The sequence below is a fragment of the Prolixibacteraceae bacterium genome, from assembly GCA_019720755.1.
Taxonomy (GTDB): Bacteria; Bacteroidota; Bacteroidia; order Bacteroidales; family Prolixibacteraceae; genus Halosquirtibacter; species Halosquirtibacter laminarini.
On record CP081303.1, the window covers coordinates 2,394,648 to 2,416,930 of the forward strand.

Annotated in this window: 13 protein-coding genes; 7 read left to right on the forward strand and 6 right to left on the reverse strand. The window is 36.0% G+C overall.

Annotation, left to right across the window (positions count from 1 at the left end):
* Positions 1-446: 446 nt before the first annotated feature.
* Positions 447-1,628 carry a hypothetical protein gene (locus K4L44_09390; protein ID QZE12801.1) on the reverse strand — a complete coding sequence of 394 codons (1,182 nt, stop codon included), beginning with the start codon at positions 1,626-1,628 and terminating at the stop codon, positions 447-449.
* A gap of 318 nt (positions 1,629-1,946) precedes the next feature.
* Here K4L44_09390 and K4L44_09395 point away from each other — a divergent pair, with 318 nt between their 5' ends.
* Positions 1,947-2,414, forward strand: coding sequence for a superoxide dismutase, Ni (locus K4L44_09395; protein QZE12802.1), 468 nt, complete (start codon positions 1,947-1,949; stop codon positions 2,412-2,414).
* Between the two features lie 210 nt (positions 2,415-2,624).
* Here the strand turns inward: K4L44_09395 and K4L44_09400 are convergent, their stop codons facing one another.
* Together K4L44_09400 and K4L44_09405 are read right to left on the reverse strand one after the other, a co-directional pair.
* Positions 2,625-4,958: a glycoside hydrolase family 3 C-terminal domain-containing protein gene (locus tag K4L44_09400; protein QZE12803.1), complete on the reverse strand. Its 2,334-nt coding sequence runs from the start codon at positions 4,956-4,958 to the stop codon at positions 2,625-2,627.
* Between the two features lie 385 nt (positions 4,959-5,343).
* Positions 5,344-8,028 carry a hypothetical protein gene (locus K4L44_09405; protein ID QZE12804.1) on the reverse strand — a complete coding sequence of 895 codons (2,685 nt, stop codon included), beginning with the start codon at positions 8,026-8,028 and terminating at the stop codon, positions 5,344-5,346.
* A 256-nt stretch (positions 8,029-8,284) separates the two neighbouring features.
* On the opposite strand from K4L44_09405, the gene K4L44_09410 reads away from it, so the two are divergent.
* Positions 8,285-9,562, forward strand: a complete 1,278-nt coding sequence (locus K4L44_09410) for an IS4 family transposase (GenBank protein ID QZE12805.1) — start codon at positions 8,285-8,287, stop codon at positions 9,560-9,562.
* A gap of 65 nt (positions 9,563-9,627) precedes the next feature.
* Here the strand turns inward: K4L44_09410 and K4L44_09415 are convergent, their stop codons facing one another.
* Entirely contained in the window at positions 9,628-11,082 is a 1,455-nt protein-coding gene (locus K4L44_09415; GenBank protein QZE12806.1) for a glycosyl hydrolase, read from the reverse strand.
* 517 nt (positions 11,083-11,599) lie between these two features.
* Here K4L44_09415 and K4L44_09420 point away from each other — a divergent pair.
* Complete coding sequence (locus tag K4L44_09420) at positions 11,600-13,033, forward strand: carbon starvation protein A (protein ID QZE12807.1); 1,434 nt, start codon at positions 11,600-11,602, stop codon at positions 13,031-13,033.
* A 62-nt stretch (positions 13,034-13,095) separates the two neighbouring features.
* On the forward strand, positions 13,096-13,695 hold the full coding sequence (locus K4L44_09425) for an NAD(P)H-dependent oxidoreductase (GenBank protein ID QZE12808.1): 600 nt from the start codon (positions 13,096-13,098) through the stop codon (positions 13,693-13,695).
* Positions 13,696-13,783: 88 nt separating this feature from the next.
* Here the strand turns inward: K4L44_09425 and K4L44_09430 are convergent, their stop codons facing one another.
* Positions 13,784-15,268 (reverse strand): succinate CoA transferase, encoded by a 1,485-nt coding sequence (locus tag K4L44_09430; GenBank protein ID QZE12809.1) that lies wholly within the window; start codon positions 15,266-15,268, stop codon positions 13,784-13,786.
* Positions 15,269-15,680: 412 nt separating this feature from the next.
* Here K4L44_09430 and K4L44_09435 point away from each other — a divergent pair, with 412 nt between their 5' ends.
* The 3 genes from K4L44_09435 to nhaC all read left to right on the forward strand — a co-directional run bounded on the left by K4L44_09435 (position 15,681) and on the right by nhaC (position 20,009).
* Positions 15,681-17,339 (forward strand): RNA pseudouridine synthase, encoded by a 1,659-nt coding sequence (locus tag K4L44_09435; GenBank protein QZE12810.1) that lies wholly within the window; start codon positions 15,681-15,683, stop codon positions 17,337-17,339.
* Between the two features lie 176 nt (positions 17,340-17,515).
* Positions 17,516-18,109 carry a sigma-70 family RNA polymerase sigma factor gene (locus tag K4L44_09440; GenBank protein QZE12811.1) on the forward strand — a complete coding sequence of 198 codons (594 nt, stop codon included), beginning with the start codon at positions 17,516-17,518 and terminating at the stop codon, positions 18,107-18,109.
* A 424-nt stretch (positions 18,110-18,533) separates the two neighbouring features.
* Positions 18,534-20,009: a Na+/H+ antiporter NhaC gene (gene nhaC / locus K4L44_09445; GenBank protein ID QZE12812.1), complete on the forward strand. Its 1,476-nt coding sequence runs from the start codon at positions 18,534-18,536 to the stop codon at positions 20,007-20,009.
* A 56-nt stretch (positions 20,010-20,065) separates the two neighbouring features.
* Here the strand turns inward: nhaC and K4L44_09450 are convergent, their stop codons facing one another.
* Positions 20,066-20,722, reverse strand: a complete 657-nt coding sequence (locus K4L44_09450) for a leucine-rich repeat domain-containing protein (protein ID QZE12813.1) — start codon at positions 20,720-20,722, stop codon at positions 20,066-20,068.
* Positions 20,723-22,283 lie beyond the last annotated feature (1,561 nt).

Below are 22,283 nucleotides of genomic sequence, written 5' to 3' on the forward strand. Positions count from 1 at the left end.
AGAATGACTAATTTTACTTCCTCTCTTTAAAGAGAGCTGTGGTGAATTTGCCAAACAAAAAACTACATAAAATAAGATCAAAAACCTTTCCCAAAGAGAATTTATATTTTTTTCAACTAGCCACTTCATCCCTAGTTCGGTTACCCTTCCTTTACCCTTCCTTTACCCTTTGGTTACTCTAAGGGTAAAGGAAGGGTATCTGAAAGGTATCCAAAGGTAGAATCAAACTCGACAAAAAAAAGAGCAAAAAAAGGGGTTAAAATGAAGTTATTAAAGCAGTGTTGAGATAAATTAGGGGCAACAAAATGAAGGATAGAATGGAAAATACGACAAAGGAAAAAGAGCTAAGGGTATAAACCAAAACACCCAGCCTGTTTTTAAGAAACAGGACTGGGTGCAAACAGAATCTATATTTAACTAAAATCTTATTCTTGTATTGGTTTTCATCACTCCTTCAATAGGTCAGGATGAAACTGATATAAACGATACGCGCCTCTTTGCTTAGGCTTCAGGTGAATCTGCGAGGTGGTGAAATAGACAAACCCATTTTCATCAATAGCAAAAGAGTCAGCCCACTTAATATGATCATCTTTCCATACGGACTGAATCGTTCCATCAGGAGATCTTCGGTTTATCGTATTTTGCTCAAGTCCACCAAGCCACAAATAACCTTTTTTATCAAAAGCCATTCCATCTGTCGCAGGAATCGTTCCCACTCTGATAACAGCAGTAGCCATTTTTTGTTCATCAAGATTGAAGTTTGTTAACATTTTGGTAGAAATTTTATAGAGTGAATGGCCTGATAAAGCAGCATAAAAAAGATATTCTCTATCTGGCGTCAGAGCCAAACCATCCACATCTACTTTTCCGTTCCATGTAGCACCTTTACAGACCAAATGATCTACTTCAAATTTTGTTGAAGGGTCCTTTTCAAGCCATCTTTTCGATGCTCCTGTCTCTAAATTCAGCACCACAATAGCTCCAGATCCAGAGTCGGTTATAAAAGCATAGCCAGAATGGTTGTCGATACGCACATCGTTGAAATAGGAGTTTGTATGATAATTACCTCTAGGGAATTTATAACTACGAACCAATTGGTTGGTCATTAAATTGAAACGATAAAGTATCGGTCCATCAAGTAACACCCCTTTAAACATCGGATTGCGAGTATCTAAGATCCATAATTGGTCTTTGTCGTCAACAAATACAGATTGAACAGAAACAAATTTAGAACTATTGGGAGCATTCCATACTTCATCTGGAAAAGGCATCGCATCACCACGGACAATTTCAGCCACACTCATCGGGATAGATTCAGACCATTTAGGGTAGTTTACAAATACTCTGCCGTTGCTAGATACTGCGACACCAGTCCATTGAGAAGTGCTTTTAGCTAATAACTTCATCGGTTTTTCATGCATAGAATCGTTGCATGAATTAGCACAAAAGATTAAGGTCGCCACAACGATGATGTAGCGAAATGATAATTTGGAGTAATATTCCATTAGAGATATTTTGATTATACACTGAGATGGCAACGAAACAGAAGCGAGAACAATCCATAAATCAAAGAACACATCCAAAGCGTATATTACAACAGAATACTGTTTCGATACGTGTTTTTCCATTCATTTGATCAGCCTTTTCACTTCCATCCCACCATCCTTTGTTAGATATAACACACTTCTCCCCATGACGGTTCAAAACTAATCATAATAAATAAAGTGGCTAATAATAAAAAGAAGGTATCAATCCCCTTTTTTTATTTTCTTAAAACTGAGATGAACAACTCTATTTCAGAATATTAGAAGATACAACCTGTAATAAATAGGAATTTTTCTGTCTTAGAATGGAACATTTTTCACCCAATATTGTTTAGGAGTTAGTTAGAATAAGACAAACAGATCTCTTTTTTTTACACAGAGATGTATTAGAATTAAAATATTATGAAGAGTATAAAAACCCTTATCCTTTTGGTGATGGTAGTATTTGGTGTAAACACCATAACTCCAAAACAGGCAGTAGCTCATTGTGAAATTCCTTGTGGTATTTATGATGATGCATTAAGAATTAAGATAATTAAAGAGCATATTCAAACAATTAAAAAGAGTATGCACGAAATTGGTCACCTTTCAACGAACAGCAAAACAGACCTACAACAGATCGTTCGTTGGACAAACAACAAAGAAGATCACGCCAAAAAGATTCAGGATATCATGACCCAATATTTTCTCTATCAAAGAGTAAAGATTGGAACAGATACTGCTTCAAAAAAGAGACAACAAGAGCTACTTCTTTCTCTTCACGAAGTGTGTGTGTATGCCATGAAGTGCAAGCAAACACTTGATAGCAAGATGGTAGATAAGTTGCAAGCAGCAACACTCAAATTCGAAAAGCTTTACTTTAATAAATAGTTATTCATTTTGTATTTCTAATTTTACGAGAAAAGAAGAGGCGTCCTAGTTATGGGATTAGCCTCTTTTTTTATTTTTATCTTTGATAAAAATAGATTCTACAAGTGCCACTAATTCAACAATAGAAGACTATGAAAGCTTACAATAGGATAAAAAAAAACGGTCTCTTAAGGATAAGAAACCGTTTTATAGGGGATAGAATGAAATGGGTTAAAGCTTCTCAAAAGAGACTGTTTCTTCTAGTGCAAACTCTTGTTTTAGTTTCTCTATCTGAATTGAAAATGCCCCTTTTTCAGCAATACGTTGTCCATTCTCTAAGACAAAACTGATATCTTTAACAGATAGTTCGAACACCACCTTTTTGGATTCATTTGGTTTTAGTTCAATCTTTTGGAAAGCACGAAGACGTTTTACGTCAGGTGTAATCGAAGCGTAGTGATCCGAGGTATAGAGCTGAACCACCTCTTTCCCGGTACGCTCTCCAACGTTTTTCACTGCCACTTCCACTCGAATCTTCTCTCCTGCATGGAGAGTCGCAGAGGATATCTTCAAATCTGTATATTTAAATTTCGTATAACTCAATCCAAAACCAAAAGGATACTGAGGATAGAATCCCCCAGAATAGTCATACATTCCTTCAGGAGTCTTACTCTCTTCAGAGTGCTTATGATTATACACTGTCAAAGAGTTGCCATACATTGGGTAGGTATAGGGTAATTTCCCAGAAGGGTTCACCTCTCCTGTCAAAATATCCATCAATGCATTCGCAGTATAGATACCAGAAATATAGGTTTGTACAATAGCATTCATCTTTGGTTCGATATTTCGTATGATACGAGGACGTCCTTCACTTAGCACTAGTATTACTGGTTTGCCACTCTTTGCAGCTTCTAAAGCCAATGCTTGTTGATTTTCGGAAAGCATCAACGAATGAAGATCGCCAGGTTTCTCTGTATAGGAGTTTTCTCCAAGACAAAGAAGGATGTAATCGGCAGCTTTTGCCCTACGAATCACCTGGTTCATATTAATTACTGTCTCCGAATCATAACGTCCAGAAGTATAAGTAACAGTAGGAAGATAATCCACATTATTCTTTCCGAAAGTACGTTTGGCTGCGGCTAAAATAGTTTGATCCATATCTCCGAAACGATCTGCCTTATCCCCTTGCCATGAGTAGGACCAACCTCCTAATAGTGGACGTAATGTATTGGCATTCGGGCCAGTGATAAATACCTTTGCCTCCTTAGAGAGAGGGAGAATCTCTTTCTGATTTTTCAGTAGTGTGATGGCCTCTGCTGCTCCTTGATAAGCAACTTCATGAGAATCAATAGCATTAAATTCGGGATACTCTTTTGACCTCGTCACAGGGTTATCAAAAAGATCTAAACGATATTTCATCAAAAGATTACGACGCACTGCGTCATCCAATCTTTCCATCGACACCCTCTTCTCTTTTACTAGCTCCGTAAGCAGGGTACAATATCTTTTATAATCGTAAGGAATCATAGAGAGGTCGACACCAGCATTTATTGCCATACAGATAGCCTCTTTATGATCTTTTGCCACACGATCACGCTGATATAAATTCTCGATATCAGCCCAATCGGTTACGACCAAACCATCGAATCGTAACTCCTTTTTTAATAGATGTGTTAGAATTTCCTTATTGGCATGAACAGGAATGCCATTAATAATCCCAGAGTTTATCATCACCGATAAAGCACCTTTTTCGATCGCATTTTTAAAAGGAACAAGGAAAGTATCATGAAGGGTAGAGATAGAGATATCTTTTGGCGTTCTATCTTTTCCGGAGTTGGAAGCATAGCAAAAGAAATGTTTTAGGCATGCAGCCACATGCAGTGAGTCTATATGATTGGCATCGTCCCCTTGATAACCTAATACTGCAGCTTCCCCCATTTTGGTGACCAAATATGGGTCTTCTCCATATGTCTCCCAAATACGAGCCCAACGAGGATCATTTCCTAGATCTAACACAGGAGAGAAGGTCCAAGGAATACCACTTGCTCTAACTTGATATGCAGTGAGTCTGTTGGCTTCATAAGTTAGGCCTGGCTCCCATGTTGCTGCTTGAGAGATCTCTTGAGGGAAAAGAATAGCAGCCTCCGTATAGGTAGCTCCGTGGATAGCATCAACTCCATACAAAATAGGGACTTGACTCTTCGTATCATGCATTGCAACCTCTTGCAACGAAGCGATTATCTCACTCCACTTCTCACGTGGCAATGCCTTCCCATTTGCAGTGTTCAGAATAGAGCCCACATGGTAATCCACCAATGCCTCTTTTACTCGTTGTGAATCTAACGTTATAGGTTCGTAACTAGAGTAGATGTTGTCTCCTTTGGTTAATACATCTAGCGTAATCTGAGCAGTCTGTCCGACTTTTTCTTCGATAGACATTTGTTGAATCTTCTCCTCAATCATCGGAATCCTTGGTACTACCTCTTTAGGCTCTGTTTTGGTACAAGCACTAAAGAAATAAGATAAAAGGATTAAAATGTGGATCCTTGTTGTCGTCACTTTCATGATTTATTATTTAAATATACAAGAATAAAATATTCATTATTTCATATGGTGTCCCTAAAATCATCTCCCTTGAAAACAAAAGCTTAGGAGAGACTCAATAAGATAGAATAAAGCCAAAATCACAGCCTCCATAATTACCGTTGATATATTAAAGCAAACTCAGGAACAGGGGCTTCTGTTTGATATCCGCTCAATAATAATCCTTTTCGTTTTAAAAATAGCCTTAAACCAACGACATTAAATAGACACACTATTCAAGAACACAGACACCACTCTACATACATCCCAAAATAATTGAATTACAATAAGTTACAAAAACAAAATCAAACATATTAAATCTATAATATTGCTTCTCATTAAACAACATAGAACTCCTTGACTAGTTCTAAAAGTTTTGTACAAAAAGATTTAGATCCACCTCTTTTTCTAGCTTCATCTTCTTTCTCAAACGATATCTTGCAGTCTCCACACTCTTGTCTGAGATATTCAACAGAGAGGCAATATCATGCGTGCTCATATTCATTCGAATGAAAGAGATTAATCGTATATCGTAAGAGGTAAGATCGGGAAAATGCACACGTACATGATTAATAAAGTCTTGATGTATTTCGGAAAATAGAGAAAAATAAAAATAGTTCTTCTTCTCATTATTCACCTCATCATCGATTCTACGAATCCAACGTTGTGCTTCGCTATTACGCATGCGTGCTAATCCATCCTTAATCTTGTTTAAGAATTGATTCTTATTGGAAACGACCTCCATATATTGGAGTAGCTGGTTGTTTTTTGTCTTTAACTCTTCTGCTGCTCTCTTCTCCGCTTCTTGTTGGTGAAACAGCTCCAATTTGTTGCGTGTCCTAGTAGCAACCACTTTCCATATGATAAAAAGTAGTAACGACAGTGTTAGAAGTATAGGAATGAGCACCCAGAGAGTTTCATACCAATGTTTCTCTACTTCAAAAGAGAAAGCAAAAGAAGAGCTCATAGCTCCATTGACAACAGATTTAACCACAAAGCGATAACTACCTCCTTGAAGGTTGGTAAAAGTTTGGGAATGACTCTCAGAACTACGAACTTCATACTTTTCCTGAAAAGGGGTAAGCATCGTGCTATACTCCACCACATCGAACCACCGCTTACTCATCCCATAAGATATGGTGATGGTCTTGGTGTTCTTTGGAAATATTATTTTGTCATAATCAAATGGAGGATACCATACCACAGTCGACTCATCTGAGGTCTTATAAGAGATAGTAATGATTTGAGGCTTATTATCAGATACCACCATATTTTTATAATCTAACAGATAGACCATAACCCCTCTTTCGGTGGTAAAATATGCTTTACGTCCTCTTATAACAATGCGTTCGTCTCCAACAATCAGTTTGTTCTCCATATGACTTAGGAGCTTATTATTACGATAATAAGTTCCATCTGGTAGAAGTTTCAACACCACGATCTGCCCCTCTTGTACATAGATAATATCCTCAAAATCATCTGATATCGCCAGTTCTGTCAAACGTATACCATCAATCTGCTTCACTCCATGTTGTTTAGAAGGAACAAAAAGTCCATGGACATAATCGAAGAGTTTATGTCCATTGTAGAAAAATAGCCCCTCTTCAGTATGAAAGAAAGTCTTGATGTCTGGATACTTCTTTACCTGTATGGTGCCATCCTTGTTCAGCTTACAAGAGTTCAAACTACTATATTTCGAGTCGACCCATACCAACTGATGATCACTGTCGTAATATAACTTTGGATTTCCATGAATTGGAAGACGTTCAATAACCTGAAGTTTCTCATGAGAGATCTTTACATGATATACACCTGTATATCCTGTAAGAAGATAATGATCAGAACGAGACAAAGGAGCCATATCCATGATCCCATCTTCGGAAAAGAGGGCCTTTAATCCCTGCTTTTTACTATAAGTAAAGAGTCCGTTATTATGACAAAGAAAAGTGTGATTGTTAAAATCACATACTCGCCATGACTGCCCATCACTGCCTTCTACAAAACTCTTTTTGTCGTCAGACAATACAAAAAGCCCCTTATTAGAAGCAACAAACATCGTTCTATCTTGTAACAAGATATCGTATGCCGCTCCTTGATTAAACACCTCTCTGATAGGACTCTCCAATACCATGTTCGAGATTCCGTAATCAAGTCCCAGCCATAGGGTCCCATGAGAGTCTTTCGCCATAGAGAGAATGGTGTCATCGAGAAGTCCATCTTTATTAGAGATGTGTCTTATGATTTTGCCATGCTGTGTATCATAAACAAAGAGTCCATGAGATATGGAGCCTAATGCAATCGTACTGTTGTCTAATGAGATGGCAGAAAAGAAAGATTTGTTCTGCATCTGCTTGGGAAATACGACCTTATCCATTCGTTGCTTATTAAGAGTATATATAGATCCATCAAAGAATAGAATATAGATCTTATCATGGTGAATAAAAAGTTCACGTACCTCCGTATGGTTGGGAATATGATATTTAGGAATAAATGCATTCTTCGAAACCACACCAAGATCGCCCTTCTTGGATGTTGCCCACACCTTATCTCTAAAAAAAGCGATACTACTATATCCATTAGGAGTGTCGACATAAGATAGATGACGACTCTGTTTATCATAGATAGCAATACGACTATCTGATTGAAAGTAGACCAAATTAGGGGTACTTAGGACATTCCATATAGCTCCTTGTGAATTGCCCGAAAGCTCAGTATAAACCAAGTCTTTGGCGTCCTTTTTACTAAAATAGCCAAACTGTTTTAGTCCTCCACACCAGATAGTATCCTGATCAATAGCAAGACATCTTATCTCGTCATCCTTCGATGTTTTATTCAAATGCCATTGACCATATATATTTCGAAGAAGACCATTACTATTGCCAAAGAAAACAGTCCCCTGGTTATCGACAGTGGTTGCCCAATTCTGACGTCCTGCTCTATATTGGTCTTTTGAGAAGGATTTCACAACAGGCAGATACTCAAAACTCCATGAAGTAGAAATCGGACCTACAAACAGGAGAAAAAAAAGAAGAATGCGTCTATCAATATTCATAGATGTGTTTCATTGGTTTTCCTACAATATTATTAAATATATGGGATATGATAAAAAAAAGAGACGTAAAGAATTAATAATAATGAAGTAAAAAATCAAAAAGAGAGGAAGTGTTCACCCAATGTCATTAAGTTAAGTAATGTGTTGATTATCAATGGCTTGGCTTGTTATTATGATAAATATTTCGTATATTGTATTCATAATCAACAACATAGACATGGTAAAAAAAACACCTGAGTTCATATTGAAAAAGATAATGCAATATATATATTCGAATGAATTACAGAATCAATATAGAATGAACGACAAAGATTTTACAAGAAATAGAAAATTAAAATTCCCGAAAATACTTCTCTTTTTAATGAATAGAATTACCAAGACACTATCTATTGAAATTGATAATATCATTGGTGTATTTAACAAAGACAAAAAACTTAAAACAGATGATCATTTTACCAAGAGTGCATTTGTTCAAAGCAGAAAAAAGATTGATTACAAGGTGTTTGATGTTTTATCAAAGAAACTTACTGATGAATTTTATACTGATAATACTTATAAGAAATGGCATAAGTTTAGAGTCCTTGCAGTAGATGGATCGCTTCTAACTCTACCCAATACCAAAGAGTTAATGGAAGTCTTTGGATCTAATCAACCACATACAAAAGAACCTATTATTCAGGGAAGAGTTTCTTTATTATATGATGTATTAAATGGATTTGTTATTGATTCAACACTTCAGCCACTTTCTAGAACAGAACGAGATTTAGCGATTGATCATATAAAGCATGCAACTCCTGGTGATCTTATTTTATATGACAGAGGCTATCCTTCTTTTGATATGATGTATCAACATAAGAAAAGGGATATTGACTTTCTTTTTCGAGTTCAAACGAACTTTAATAAAGAAACAAAAGAGTTTTTGAATAGTACGGATAAAACAAAGTTGATTGAATTATCTCCAAGTATAACATGTTTAAAAGAAAAAGGTTACACTGGTGATGAAACTATCATTGTACGCATGAATAAAGTTGTGTTGCCAAATGGCACTGTTGAAATTCTTATAAGTTCTCTTCTTGATAAAGATGAGTATAGAAATAACATATTTAAAGACCTGTATTTCAAGAGATGGAATGTGGAGATTTTTTATAATGAATTGAAGAATAAACTGAAGGTTGGAAACTTTTCAGGGAACTCAGAACAAGTGATATTACAAGATTTTTATTCCACCATTTTTGTTAGCAATATCCAAACCTTATTAATCGAAGAGATTAATGATGAATTAAAAGAACAGAAAGGGACTAAAAAATACAATTACAAAGTAAACAATAATGTATCCTATGGAATCTTGAAGAATAGAATCATTGAGATATTCTTTACAGAACAAGAAATGTCCAAAACGATATTTCAGATTAAAGAACTATTAAAAAAACACACAATTCCTATACGACCGAATAGAAAAAATGAGCGAGACACTAGAAAGTTTGATAACAGAAAACGTCCAAAAACACTTACGAATCAAAGAGATGCAATATAATTAAAGCTTAACTTAATGACATTGAGTGTTCACCTCCTCTCCCTATACTCAAGCAAAGAACCTATCTAAAAAATGATGGTCTGCATCGCATGTGCAGGAATAGTAACAATACTCTCTTTACCACCAATCTGTATCTTGTAACGTATTGGGTCTTCTTCTTTGTTCATCACCACCAACACAATCTCTCCATCACTATTTTTAAATGATGTAGCTTGTAGCGTGCTTCGGCTTACGGAACAACTCACTCTTCTTGTTCCTTTAGAGATAAACTTTGAGAAATGTCCAATATAATAGTAGGTAGGGGTAAAAATAAGGCTATCTTTTTCCGTCATCGCATGTACTGGTGCGAAACATAGATTATGCACATGGTTAGGACCTCCAAATTCGTTTAACAAAATATTCCAATCCGTCCAAATGGTCGTTCCATGATTAAAGTCCTGTATCATCGACTCACCATATCGCTCAGCATTAGACCATCTACGAATATGATCGAACTCAAATCCTTCGTTACATCCTTCAGTAAACACTAAGTGAATGTCTTTGTATGCCTCTTTAAGAGCTCTCTCATTCTGGAACATAGGTTTACCTCCTGCCCATATCTCGTACCAATGAAACCCAACACCCCAAACATATTTTCTAGCTTCTGGATCAGAAAGAATGGTGTTTCCACGCTGAAAAAGAAGGTCACGATTGTGATCCCACACAATCAACTTCTTGTCTTTATAGCCCGCCTCGTGTAGGGTTGGTCCTAAATGATTTTTTATAAAATCACGCTCCTGCGATGCAGTATAGATACATGACTCCCATCTCTGAATAGCCATCGGCTCATTTTGTACTGTCAATCCCCAAATTGGAATTCCTTCTGCTTCGTAGGATTCGATAAACTTCACAAAATAGTCCACCCACATCTGTGCATATTCAGGCTTCAAAGAACCTCCATGCAACATATCATTATTTGTCTTCATAAATGCAGGTGGCGACCAAGGGCTAGCATACACTATTGGAGTATCTTCACATCTTGAAATAGCCTCTTTAATCATCGGGATACGATATCTTCTGTCGTGATCGATGGAAAAAGACTGCAATGTAGTATCCCCATCAGCCAAATAGGTAAAGCTAGAAGAACTAAAATCACTACTATGAATAGGGGTTCTGATGATCGTATAGTTCAACCCTCCTTCTCCATAATAAGCGTCCATCAGCTGTTTCTGTGTCTCTTTCGATAGCTGATCATAGACCTCTGCTGAGGCATCGGTGATAGCACCACCGATACCACGTATTTCTTGATACTCGAGAGAAGGATCTACAAAAACAGTCACCTCATTTTCATAAGGTTGTTTTTTATCATAAAAAGAGATATTGTCAATTTTATTCATCTCTCCATTTCCCCCTTTGGAGGTTTCAAATACACTTGCTGTGCTCTTCTCTACCACACGTTGCTCCTTCTTTGTTTTTCCACAAGAGCTCAAAAGAAAAGATGCAATAAGGGTTATCCCAATTAAGACTCCTCGATTAATCATATCCAATAGTTAAAAAGTTATACCCAAATTTATATGGCATTTCATAATTATTACTGTCATCTAAAAGGCTAAACCTTTACACCTAAAACAAGGGTTACTATCTAAGCATGACACATCACACTAAACAACTCAAAATAAATTACAACCACACTGTTTTCACCAATTCTCTCCTTAAAAAAAGAGTGTTATTGAGTGGTACAAATGGTTTATGAGCTCTCATAACATAAAGACAATTCCTATTAATTTGAAGAGAGTTAGAAAAACAAAAGAGATGTCATGAGAAAAATATACAGAGAGACAATACCCCAGTGTATAATAAAATAATAGGAGGTTTAGCATACTTATAGAACTAAAAGTAGAAGGGTATAGATATGCTAAAAAATACCCATTTAACGGGAATAAAAAATCGAAATATAAAATATTATAATTAAAGAATCTGTTACATTTACTGTACAAGAACTCCAAGAATACTCTTACTCACGCGAGGGTATTGAAAATTGAACTAAACTTAAATACTATGATTACTTTTTCGATTTCAATCGTACTTCTTGTATTAGGCTATTTTATCTATGGCCGATACATGGAGAGGGTCTTTGAGATAGACCCAGACAAAAAAACACCAGCCATAGAGAAAGAAGATGGTGTCGATTTTGTTCCAATGCATCCAGCTAAAATATTTTTAATTCAGTTTCTGAATATTGCAGGACTAGGGCCTATATTTGGTGCAATCGCAGGAGCACTATGGGGGTCTGTCGCCTTCCTATGGATTGTTTTTGGATGTATCTTTGCTGGAGCAGTACACGACTTCTTGTCTGGGATGATGTCTGTAAGACATGGAGGGGAAAGCCTGTCTGAGATTGTCGGCATATACCTAGGGAACGGAATTAAAGTATTCATGAGAATCTTTTCTGTCGTCTTACTTATTTTAGTTGGAGTGGTCTTTGTCAAAGGTCCTGCAACCATTCTTCATGACCTTACAGCCATGAATGTATCCTATCTTATCGCAATAATTTTTGGATACTACCTCTTAGCTACTTTGGTGCCGGTAGACAAACTTATTGGAAAAGTATATCCTCTTTTTGGACTTTGTCTTCTTATTATGGCAGTAGGAATTGGTTGGAATCTTTTCACGATGGATTACCATATACCAGAGCTGACAACCGATATGTTTCGTAATATCCATTACCAACATAAACCAATCTTTCCAATGTTGTTTATCACCATCGCTTGTGGTGCCATATCGGGATTTCATGCAACCCAATCGCCTATGATGGCGCGTTGTATGACCAACGAGAAACTAGGACGTAAGATATTCTATGGAACGATGATCACAGAAGGAATTGTGGCTCTTATATGGGCTGCAGCAGCAATGTCTTTCTTTGGAGGGATTAAGGAGCTAGGAGAACAGATGTCTCTACCAAATCACAATGCAGCTTGGGTTGTAAAAGAGGTGTGTAATACCATGCTCGGCAAAGTGGGTGGCATATTGGCCATATTAGGGGTTGTAGCCGCTCCTATCACATCAGGCGACACAGCCTTTCGATCGGCTCGTCTAACTGTAGCAGATGCCTGTCACTACTCTCAAAAGAGTATCTCAAAAAGACTGATAATTACCATCCCTATCTTTGCTATTGGCTTTCTTTTGACACAGATCGATTTTGCCATTATTTGGAGATATTTCGGATGGGCAAATCAAACACTAGCAACCATCACCCTGTGGGCTGCAACCGTATATCTATTGCAACGTAAAAGAAACTATTGGACTTCTCTTATACCTGCAATCTTTATGACAAATGTGATTGTAACCTATATATTTGTAGCACAAGAGGGACTTGGACTTCCTATGACGTTATCTACCATTATTGGAGCCATCACTTCGCTTATTTTCACCATTTTGTTTTTTCAATACAAAAAGAAAATAGCAAAGACGGATAGACATTTTGATCGCTAAACAAGAACATCTACGTATATTCTTTGTTTTATCATAAGTCAACACACCTAAAAACAGAACCTATGCAAAAAACGTTAATTATATATGGAGATAATAAGAATGAAGGCTATCTACACGAATTAACCAATTCAATAAGTAAAAACTTAGTAGACCACACTCATTCAGTCGATATCATTCGTCTTAATGAAGAGCCATTCTATCCAATAAGGTTGGAGTTTGAAGAGAAAATTTCTAAAATGGGCATAGAGCCCCCTTTAGATGTCCATAACTATTTAGATAGAATTGAGAACGCGCAAGAGGTGATCTTCATCTTCCCTTTGTGGTGGAGTGGTTATCCTGCCATTCTAAAAGGATTTATTGATAGAATCTTTATCCCTAAGAACTATGATGAAGAGACGCTTTTGTACAACCAAAGCAAACGGATTTACCTAATTACACAAGTAGATCCGAACGACATCTCTCCTCTAACAAAGGAGGATAAATCGAAAATCGCTTGGTGTATCAATGACTCATTATGGGGTAAGATGGGGTATACAATCTCTCCTGTAATATGGGTAGAAGATAACTCCAAATTAAGTTATAGGGACGAAGAAGATAGGAAGTCTAGAATCTTTTCTAAACTATTAGCTAAAAAAAATGACACTTTGTTGGGAAAGGATTAGAGACTTATCACACAGAGGTCCAATAAAAAGAGGGATGTTTACACATCCCTCTCTCTTTATAATAATAGATTATCAAAACATCTAGTGTTTACCACTTTGTGTTTCTCATATCTTTAGAATCTGCAAATTCTAGGTGCATATTGAAAGCAGAACCCAATGTTTGTGGAGTATGAACCGTCTTCTCGTTCAACTTAAGATAGTCTATCAACATCTCTTTGTACGCTGGATTCACACAATTCTCGATAATAGTCTCTGCTCTTTGGCGTGGACTCTTACCTCTTAAATCTGCAATTCCTTGCTCTGTAATAATCACCTTCACTGAGTGCTCTGAGTGATCTTGGTGAGATACCATAGGAACAATAGTACTAATTGCACCACCTTTAGCTACAGAAGGACAAGTGAAGATAGACAAGAAACTGTTACGAGTAAAGTCTCCTGAACCTCCAACACCATTCATCATCGTAGTACCTAGTACGTGAGTACTGTTCACGTTACCGAAGATATCTGCTTCTAATGCTGTGTTGATAGTGATCAAACCAAGCTGACGAACAACCTCAGGATTATTTGAGATCTCTTGAGGACGAAGAACAAGCTTATCCTTGAAGAAGTCATAATCACGATAAATACCATCAAGCTCATCTGGAGTTACAGTCAAAGAACATCCACTAGCAAAAGTGATGTCTCCTTTGCGAATCAATCCGATCACTGAATCTTGGATCACCTCAGTATACATTCTGAAAGGAGGAATGTCTGGATTAGAACCAAGAGCTCCTAATACAGCATTTGCAATGTTTCCTACACCTGATTGGATAGGTAAAAATCCTTTAGGGATAGTTCCTTTTTTCAATTCACCAGCCAAGAATTTTGCTACGTTCTCACCAATTTTAGTAGTCACCTCATCCGCTGGAGCAAAAGCACCTACTTCATCTTTACGGTTTGTCTCAACAATACCGATAATTTTTGATGGATCTACTTTTACCACTGGAGAACCTACACGAGTCTCTGGGTTCTCTACAGGAATCTCTTTACGGTAAGGAGGGTCTAACGGCTCATAGATATCATGAAGACCACGGATCTTAGATGGGTGATTGCTATTTTTCTCAATAATCACCTTCTTAGCTAAACGAATTGCTGTAGGAGCAATACCTACACCTGAAGTAAGAACGATCTCACCATCTTCGTTGATATCAGCAACTTCAATGATTGCAACATCGATATCTCCGAAGAAACCATAACGCATCTCTTGTGCAACAACAGACAAGTGAAGATCAAAGTACTCTGCTGAACCATTGTTCAACGCTTTACGTAGATCTTTGTTTGACTGATAAGGAGTACGGAATTTAACTGCATTAGCACGAGCTAAAGCGCCATCAAGAGAGTCTCCTGTTGATGCTCCAGTAATGATACCAATTTTAAATGGTTCTCCTTTTGCATGAAACTCTTCTGCACGATTTGCGATTGCAGTAGGAATTTCTTTTGGTGATCCAGCTGGAGTAAATCCACTGAATGCAACAGTATCATCATGGTTAATGTATGATGCTGCCTCTTCTGGTGTTAATATTTTGTATGACATAAGAGCAATATTGCAATGTTTTTTTTTCGAGTCACAAATATAAGGAGGTAGAATGTAAAAAAAGATATATTTTTAAAAAATATAGTTCCTTTATTCACTTCAGTAACAAAAAAATGATCATTATACACCATGCGAACACAACACATCCCAACACACAAAATACTAATACACAACATATAACACAATATTTTATCTTCGAAACAGTTCTATTAGAATAAGAGTCAGGTATAATAATTTAGATACTTTCTTAGTCTCATTCTACATTTAACCCCATAAAACTGCATCTCTTTCAACAAAAAATGAAGATCAAAATATCCATTACAGGAACGAATCAATAAGCGCGACTTCATTGTTTGTTTTTACAGAATCATCCTATCTTTGCAACTCATACAACCATTACGTTTTTATCGATATGTCTGCCAATACATCCTCTTTTTACGAATTACACGACACAACCATTGAGCCAAACCTTCCTTTTACATATCCTTTCTACTATTCACCACATGTAGAGATAAAGAAGATAGCAGCCCTCTTGCAAGAGGCACTCATGAACTATCAAAATATAGAAGAGTTTGCCATTGCAGTAAATCAAAAGATGTTTGGAGTCTTAATAGTAAAAGACTCGAAAGGTCGTACTGGCTATTTGATTGCCATCTCAGGAATCAATCCCAATATCGAAAAATATATTCGTATTGTACCATCTATAGTCTCACTCGAACAGAAAGATGGATTCTTTAAAAAAGAAGAAGCCTTTATTACAAGAGTAAATCAATTGATTAAGGATATAGACAACAGCCGTGTATATCTAAAAAAGAAGCGTTTGTTAAAGACGATGAAGGAACAGAACGAACGTTTTATTATAGATGCCCAAAAGAGAAAAACGGAGGAAAAAACAAAAAGAGCCAAACAGAGGGAAGATTCCTATAAACTTTCTTTGGAGAACCAAAAGTCTATAGAGGCCGAACTACAAAGACAGAGTCAGCAGATGAAACGCTGGTATAAAGATCAAAAGAGAGAGAGAGGAAATTCCGAAAAAGAGTTGATCCGAGAATTAGAACAGTATACCAATCTCCTTGAAGCGCTTAAAAAGATAAGAAAACAGAGCTCTCGACAACTACAAAATAAGATCTTTCAGAAATATCAACTTCTTAATGGTGAGGGAGTATCGAAATGTATGATGGAGGTTTTTTATGAATATAACGAAGAGTTGCCTCCAGCAGGAGCAGGAGATTGTGCTGCTCCTAAGTTGTTACAATACGCTTTTCAACACAACCTTATTCCTTTAGCCATGGGAGAGTTTTGGTGGGATCCAAATCATCAAGATGAACTGAGAAAACATCAACAATTCTATCCTGCTTGTAAAAGCAAATGCTATCCCATTCTTTCGTATATGACCCAAGGGCTAAGAGTCGAAAAAAATCAAGTAGAGACCATTGCAAAACAAAGCTATCAGCTAGAGACCATGTACGAAGACGACTATATCCTGATAGTAAACAAACCTTCCGGACTACTCTCGGTTCCAGGCAAGGAGATAGAAAACTCTGTATACTCTATAATACACAAACGTAATCCTGAATTTACAGGACCTCTTCTTGTTCATCGATTAGATATGTCTACCTCCGGTCTATTGATTATGGCCAAAGATATGGAGACCTACAAAAGAGTCCAAAAACTCTTTCTTCAAAAGAAGATACAAAAACGATATATAGCTCTTATCAAAGGTGAGTTGAAACAAGAGAAGGGAGAGATACACTTGCCACTTCGCGTTGATCTAGATAATAGACCTCTGCAAATGGTCTGTCAACAATACGGAAAAGAGGCACATACGAAATGGGAGAAGATATCTTATAACAAGGGACAGACAAAGATAGCCCTCTACCCTATCACTGGAAGAACCCACCAACTGCGTGTTCACTGTGCACATAAATTAGGATTAAATGCTCCTATTGTAGGAGACGATCTTTATGGGGAGGTAAGTAAACAACGACTTTGCCTTCATGCAGAGAAGATTATTTTTCAACATCCTTATAGTGCAGAGGTAATGCAAATAACCTCATCACTCCCCTTCTGAATATTAATAAACGATTCATCATAAATAATATTGTTGATTAACATTCAAATTATTTTGTCGAATAAGTTAAAATACATATATTTACAAAAAATAAGCTATTATAAGTATTCATTATTCACTAAAAACAATCGCCTATCGATTCGATTCTACCTTTATAACCAACTCAAACTATATTGATGAATCAAAACAATCTAATCTCAGATCAGTGCTTAGTAAAGAAGTACTTAGAAGGCGACAATTATGCATTAGACGTTCTTATTACACGTCACAAGAATCGCATTTTTACCTACATTGTGATGGTAGTGAAATCACAGTCTTTGGCAGAAGATATTCTCCAAGATACTTTTATCAAAGTTATACATTCTTTAAAAAATGGGAAATATAAAGACAACGGGAAATTTATTTCTTGGGTCATAAGAATTGCACATAATCTTATCATTGATCACTTCAGAAAAGAGAAGCATCTTAATGTCGTATCCAATGATAATTGTGAAGTAGATCTTTTTAATAATACCCAGTTTTCAGACACAAATATCGAAACTCAAATTATCAACGATCGTGTAATACACGAAGTGGGAGAAATCATGAACCTTCTTCCTGAAGATCAAAAAGAGATCATTCGTCTTAGACACTATTACGGACTAAGCTTTAAGGAGATTGCTGAGCAGACAAATGTAAGCATCAATACTGCCTTAGGAAGAATGAGATATGCCTTGATAAATATGAGAAAGATCGTTGACGAGAAAAATCTTGAACTCTCTCTCTCTTAATCAAACAGCGATCCCATCATTGCAAAAATTTAAATCATTTATTGCCTTTTACTCTGATTCTATATAATTTAGAGTATAGATATATATCTATTCGTGAAAAAGCAAACGGGTGAGATACCTATGATTTTAAAAGCATAATTATTCATTACAAATTATTTAACCACAAAAAAAGAGAATAAAAGACAGAAAACAGGAAAAACCCCTATATATCAATCGACAACACAGTTATAATACTCTATCACGATTGGAAATTCATCCATAAAGGAGGGATAATCATCCACTAATAGATCGATACTTATTTTATTATAAAAAGGGTCAAAAAAAACAATTCATCCAAAAAACACAACAAATAATTACAAATCGTAGATTTATAGCTAAAAAAGTAGTTTATTTGCGACAGTTTATAATTTAAGTAATTTTAATTGTGGGTTTTACAAGAAAAGACGTGAGAGAGCCTTCGTTGCTACAGGCACTCATACCAATTGTATTTTTATTGACACTTTTAGCAATAAATGTGAATATTTTTGATGATACGATAGCTGGATCGAATCAAATTGCACTACTTTTAACGGGAGGAATTGCAGGATTAATTGCCATCTTTAATGGACAGAAATGGGAATACATCCAACACAATATATTGAAAACCCTTCATTCTGCAATGCCATCGATGTTAATCCTTTTCCTAATTGGATCTCTTGCGGGAACTTGGATGATTAGTGGTGTGGTACCAGCCATGATCTATTATGGTTTAGATGTTATCAATCCTAAGTTTTTTCTTATATCGTCAGTTGTCGTATCTGCAATTGTATCAATCGCCACAGGTAGTTCGTGGTCTACAATTGCAACCATTGGAGTGGCACTCTTAGGGATAGGTCAAGCACTTGGGTTTTCAGATGCTGTAACTGCAGGAGCCATCATCAGTGGAGCCTATTTCGGTGATAAGATGTCTCCACTATCCGACACAACGAACCTTGCGCCAGCAATGGCAGGGACTGACCTATTTACCCATATCCGCTATATGGTTTATACCACAGTCCCATCGATTGTGATCACTCTTATCATCTTCTTAATATTGGGTTTCACCATTGATGTACATGGAACAGCAGATGTTACTTCAGTAAAAAGTGCTATTGAGTCGACATTTACAATCACACCTGTGCTTTTTCTTGTTCCAATATGTCTTTTGGCAATTATTGTATTGAAAATGCCTGCACTTCCAGCACTTCTTATTGGAACACTATTAGGAGGGATTGCTGCAATTATCTATCAACCACATATTATAAATGGGATCTCAGGCGTATCCAATGACTATCTTCTGTCTTCCTATAAAGGGGTCATGCAAGCGATGCTCGGGGATGTTTCTATCAAGACAGATAATCCCATGGTGAGCGACCTTCTAAACACTTCGGGAATGGGAGGAATGTTATCCACCGTATGGCTAATTATATCAGCAATGGTATTTGCTGGTGTGATGGAAGGGGGGAAATTTCTTCAGCGTATTACACAATCTATTATACGTTTCGCTAATAGTACCACATCACTAGTAGCTTCCACTGTGGGGACAGGAATATTCTTTAACTTTACTGCATCAGACCAATATTTGGCTATTGTTGTGGCAGGTAGAATGTTCAACAAAACGTATAAAGACAAGAAGATTGCTCCAGAAGTATTAAGTAGAGCATTAGAAGATTCAGGTACTGTTACCTCAGTACTTATTCCTTGGAACACATGCGGAGCGGCACAAGCCAAAGTACTTGGAGTGGCTACATTAACATATCTACCCTACTGTTTCTTTAATATCATTAGCCCACTAATGTCGATATTTGTCGCAATGATTGGATATAAAATCCGGTATATTAAAGACAATGACAACAAAGAGCTAGAGTCTGAGTTAGACTAAAAAGTTTAAAAAAAGGATAAGGTTTCAATGAAAACTTATCCTTTTCTTCGTACAATCTATCTTCCACATATCGCGATGATATCCCGAAAATAAAGATCTGACGAAGCTCTTTTAACATGAGTAAAAATATTATAAGGAACATAAAGTAAGGTCCTTATTGATACTTCAAGAGGTAACTCAAAACGACCATTAATACTTTTACCTCGATATAGAACCTCAACAGCATGATATGAGTTATAGACTAACATCCTCAGCCTCTCACATCCACTAAAAGAGTCTGTAGAGATCTTTTTTAGAAGAAATGGAAGTTCTACCACCTCCAAATGAATACAATCTGAGAAAGCCTGATCTCCAATTTCCGCCACATAATTAGGGATGATCAAACACGAACTTAGTAGCGTACAGCCCTTAAATGCTCTCTCTCCAATTACTCTTAAATACCTTGGCCAATGAGTGATCTTTAAAATATCTGTACGATTCATAAAACAAGTTGGGATAATCTCTACAACATCCATAGAATTTACTTGATCAGGAAGATAAATTTCTAAAGGTTTATTGTGATGATTCTTCACTCCCACTATTGCAACGCCTCTTGAATAAATATCGAACTGAAGCGTATAATCGATACAATCAATTTGCAAATCACATGTCTCATTATTTAATAAACATGTCTCATCACTTAATAAAGAAGAAGTAACCGTTGGTGTAACCATATTCAGAAAATCAAATGTTTATAATAGGCTTTTATTTTAAAAACAAATGACAATCAATAATGTTAGAGATAACAACTAATTCATACTCTTTTTACATAAATACAACATTTCTGAGAAAAACTATTAAAAAAACACATCTAGCACTAATATTATGAGTACTAATAAGGTTTAATAAGACAAAGAAAATCCTATTAATTTGATATTTATTAAATACTAATATCAACAAAATAACATATTACCCCTATAAATAACCGAAAAATGATACGAATGGGGTTTTTTTAGTTAAATTTGATCAACAGAGAAATATTTATGCCATTTTGGTGTAACAATTTATTGTAAAACACGTCATATAGATAGTGAGACAAAATAACTATTGATTGTTTTACATAGATTTTCATATTTGATTTTTGTAAGGTGACCCTGCAAGGTCACCTTATTTTGTTTAGTAAGCAATACTAACAACTGTTTAATTTACCTCTTATAGACTATTGTCTTTAGCAAAAAGAAGCATTTACATAGAATATTTTACATAGATTACCGATTCACACCTATTTTAAGCAACCCATTTAAGTCACTTAGCAAATACTATCATTGGGCATTCGAATGGATCACAGAAGAGATTATAGAGACAACCAGACGACAGCACTGTTAAAACAATAACGTGTTGAGTCAAATTACCATGCTACTCACTGAAACAATAACGAACAGAACATTTAAAATCTTCATATTCTCATCCAAAACTCTTGTTCTGGACATTAATCAAATATAACAATACCAATAGCCACAATTAATGACATTCATTGGTAACAAAGCGATACTTAAATGTTATAAAACAGAATCTGAGAGGTTTACAAACATAAACTATCCAAAATCATTGACTTAAAAACCGTCTCATTTCCCATCCTAAAAGATATCATGAAGGTCTTCGTTTTGCTGATAAAATCCTGTTGTCTTAATATATTGACACAACGCCTAAGAAAATCGAATTTACCACATCGTGACTTAAAAAGACTTTGTTAATTAGAATGGTGATAAGATATTGATACATATAAAATTGACATATTTCCCCCTTGAATTAATCACATTGGGCCTATATCTACACCCTGATCATAATAATTACCAAAACAATGCATATAGGATGCCCATTATGAAGGTGATCAAAATAACACCAAGGGAGAAACCAAAATTCAAAAAGAAATCCTCGAAAATAATTCTATAAATGCATACAGCCGCTCTATTTCAAAAAGCACACATAAAGAAATATTCTTACACTAAGAAATAGACACCAATAAATTAATATTTAACACGAAGTTATTTAGTGATGCTATGAATACAATAATTATTACGACTATAGTTATCCACCCATTAATGATGCTTATACCCATCATTGAAAATAACCCTTATAATAAATATTCATACTCAAATTATGTAGATACACACCTAAAGTGTGCCTAAGTTGGTATTGAAATCCAAACCAAACATCTAGAGGAAAACCATCCAAATAGGGAGATCTTTTCACTAGACATAAAAAAAGCCTAGCAGTGCTAGACTTTTTTTAAAC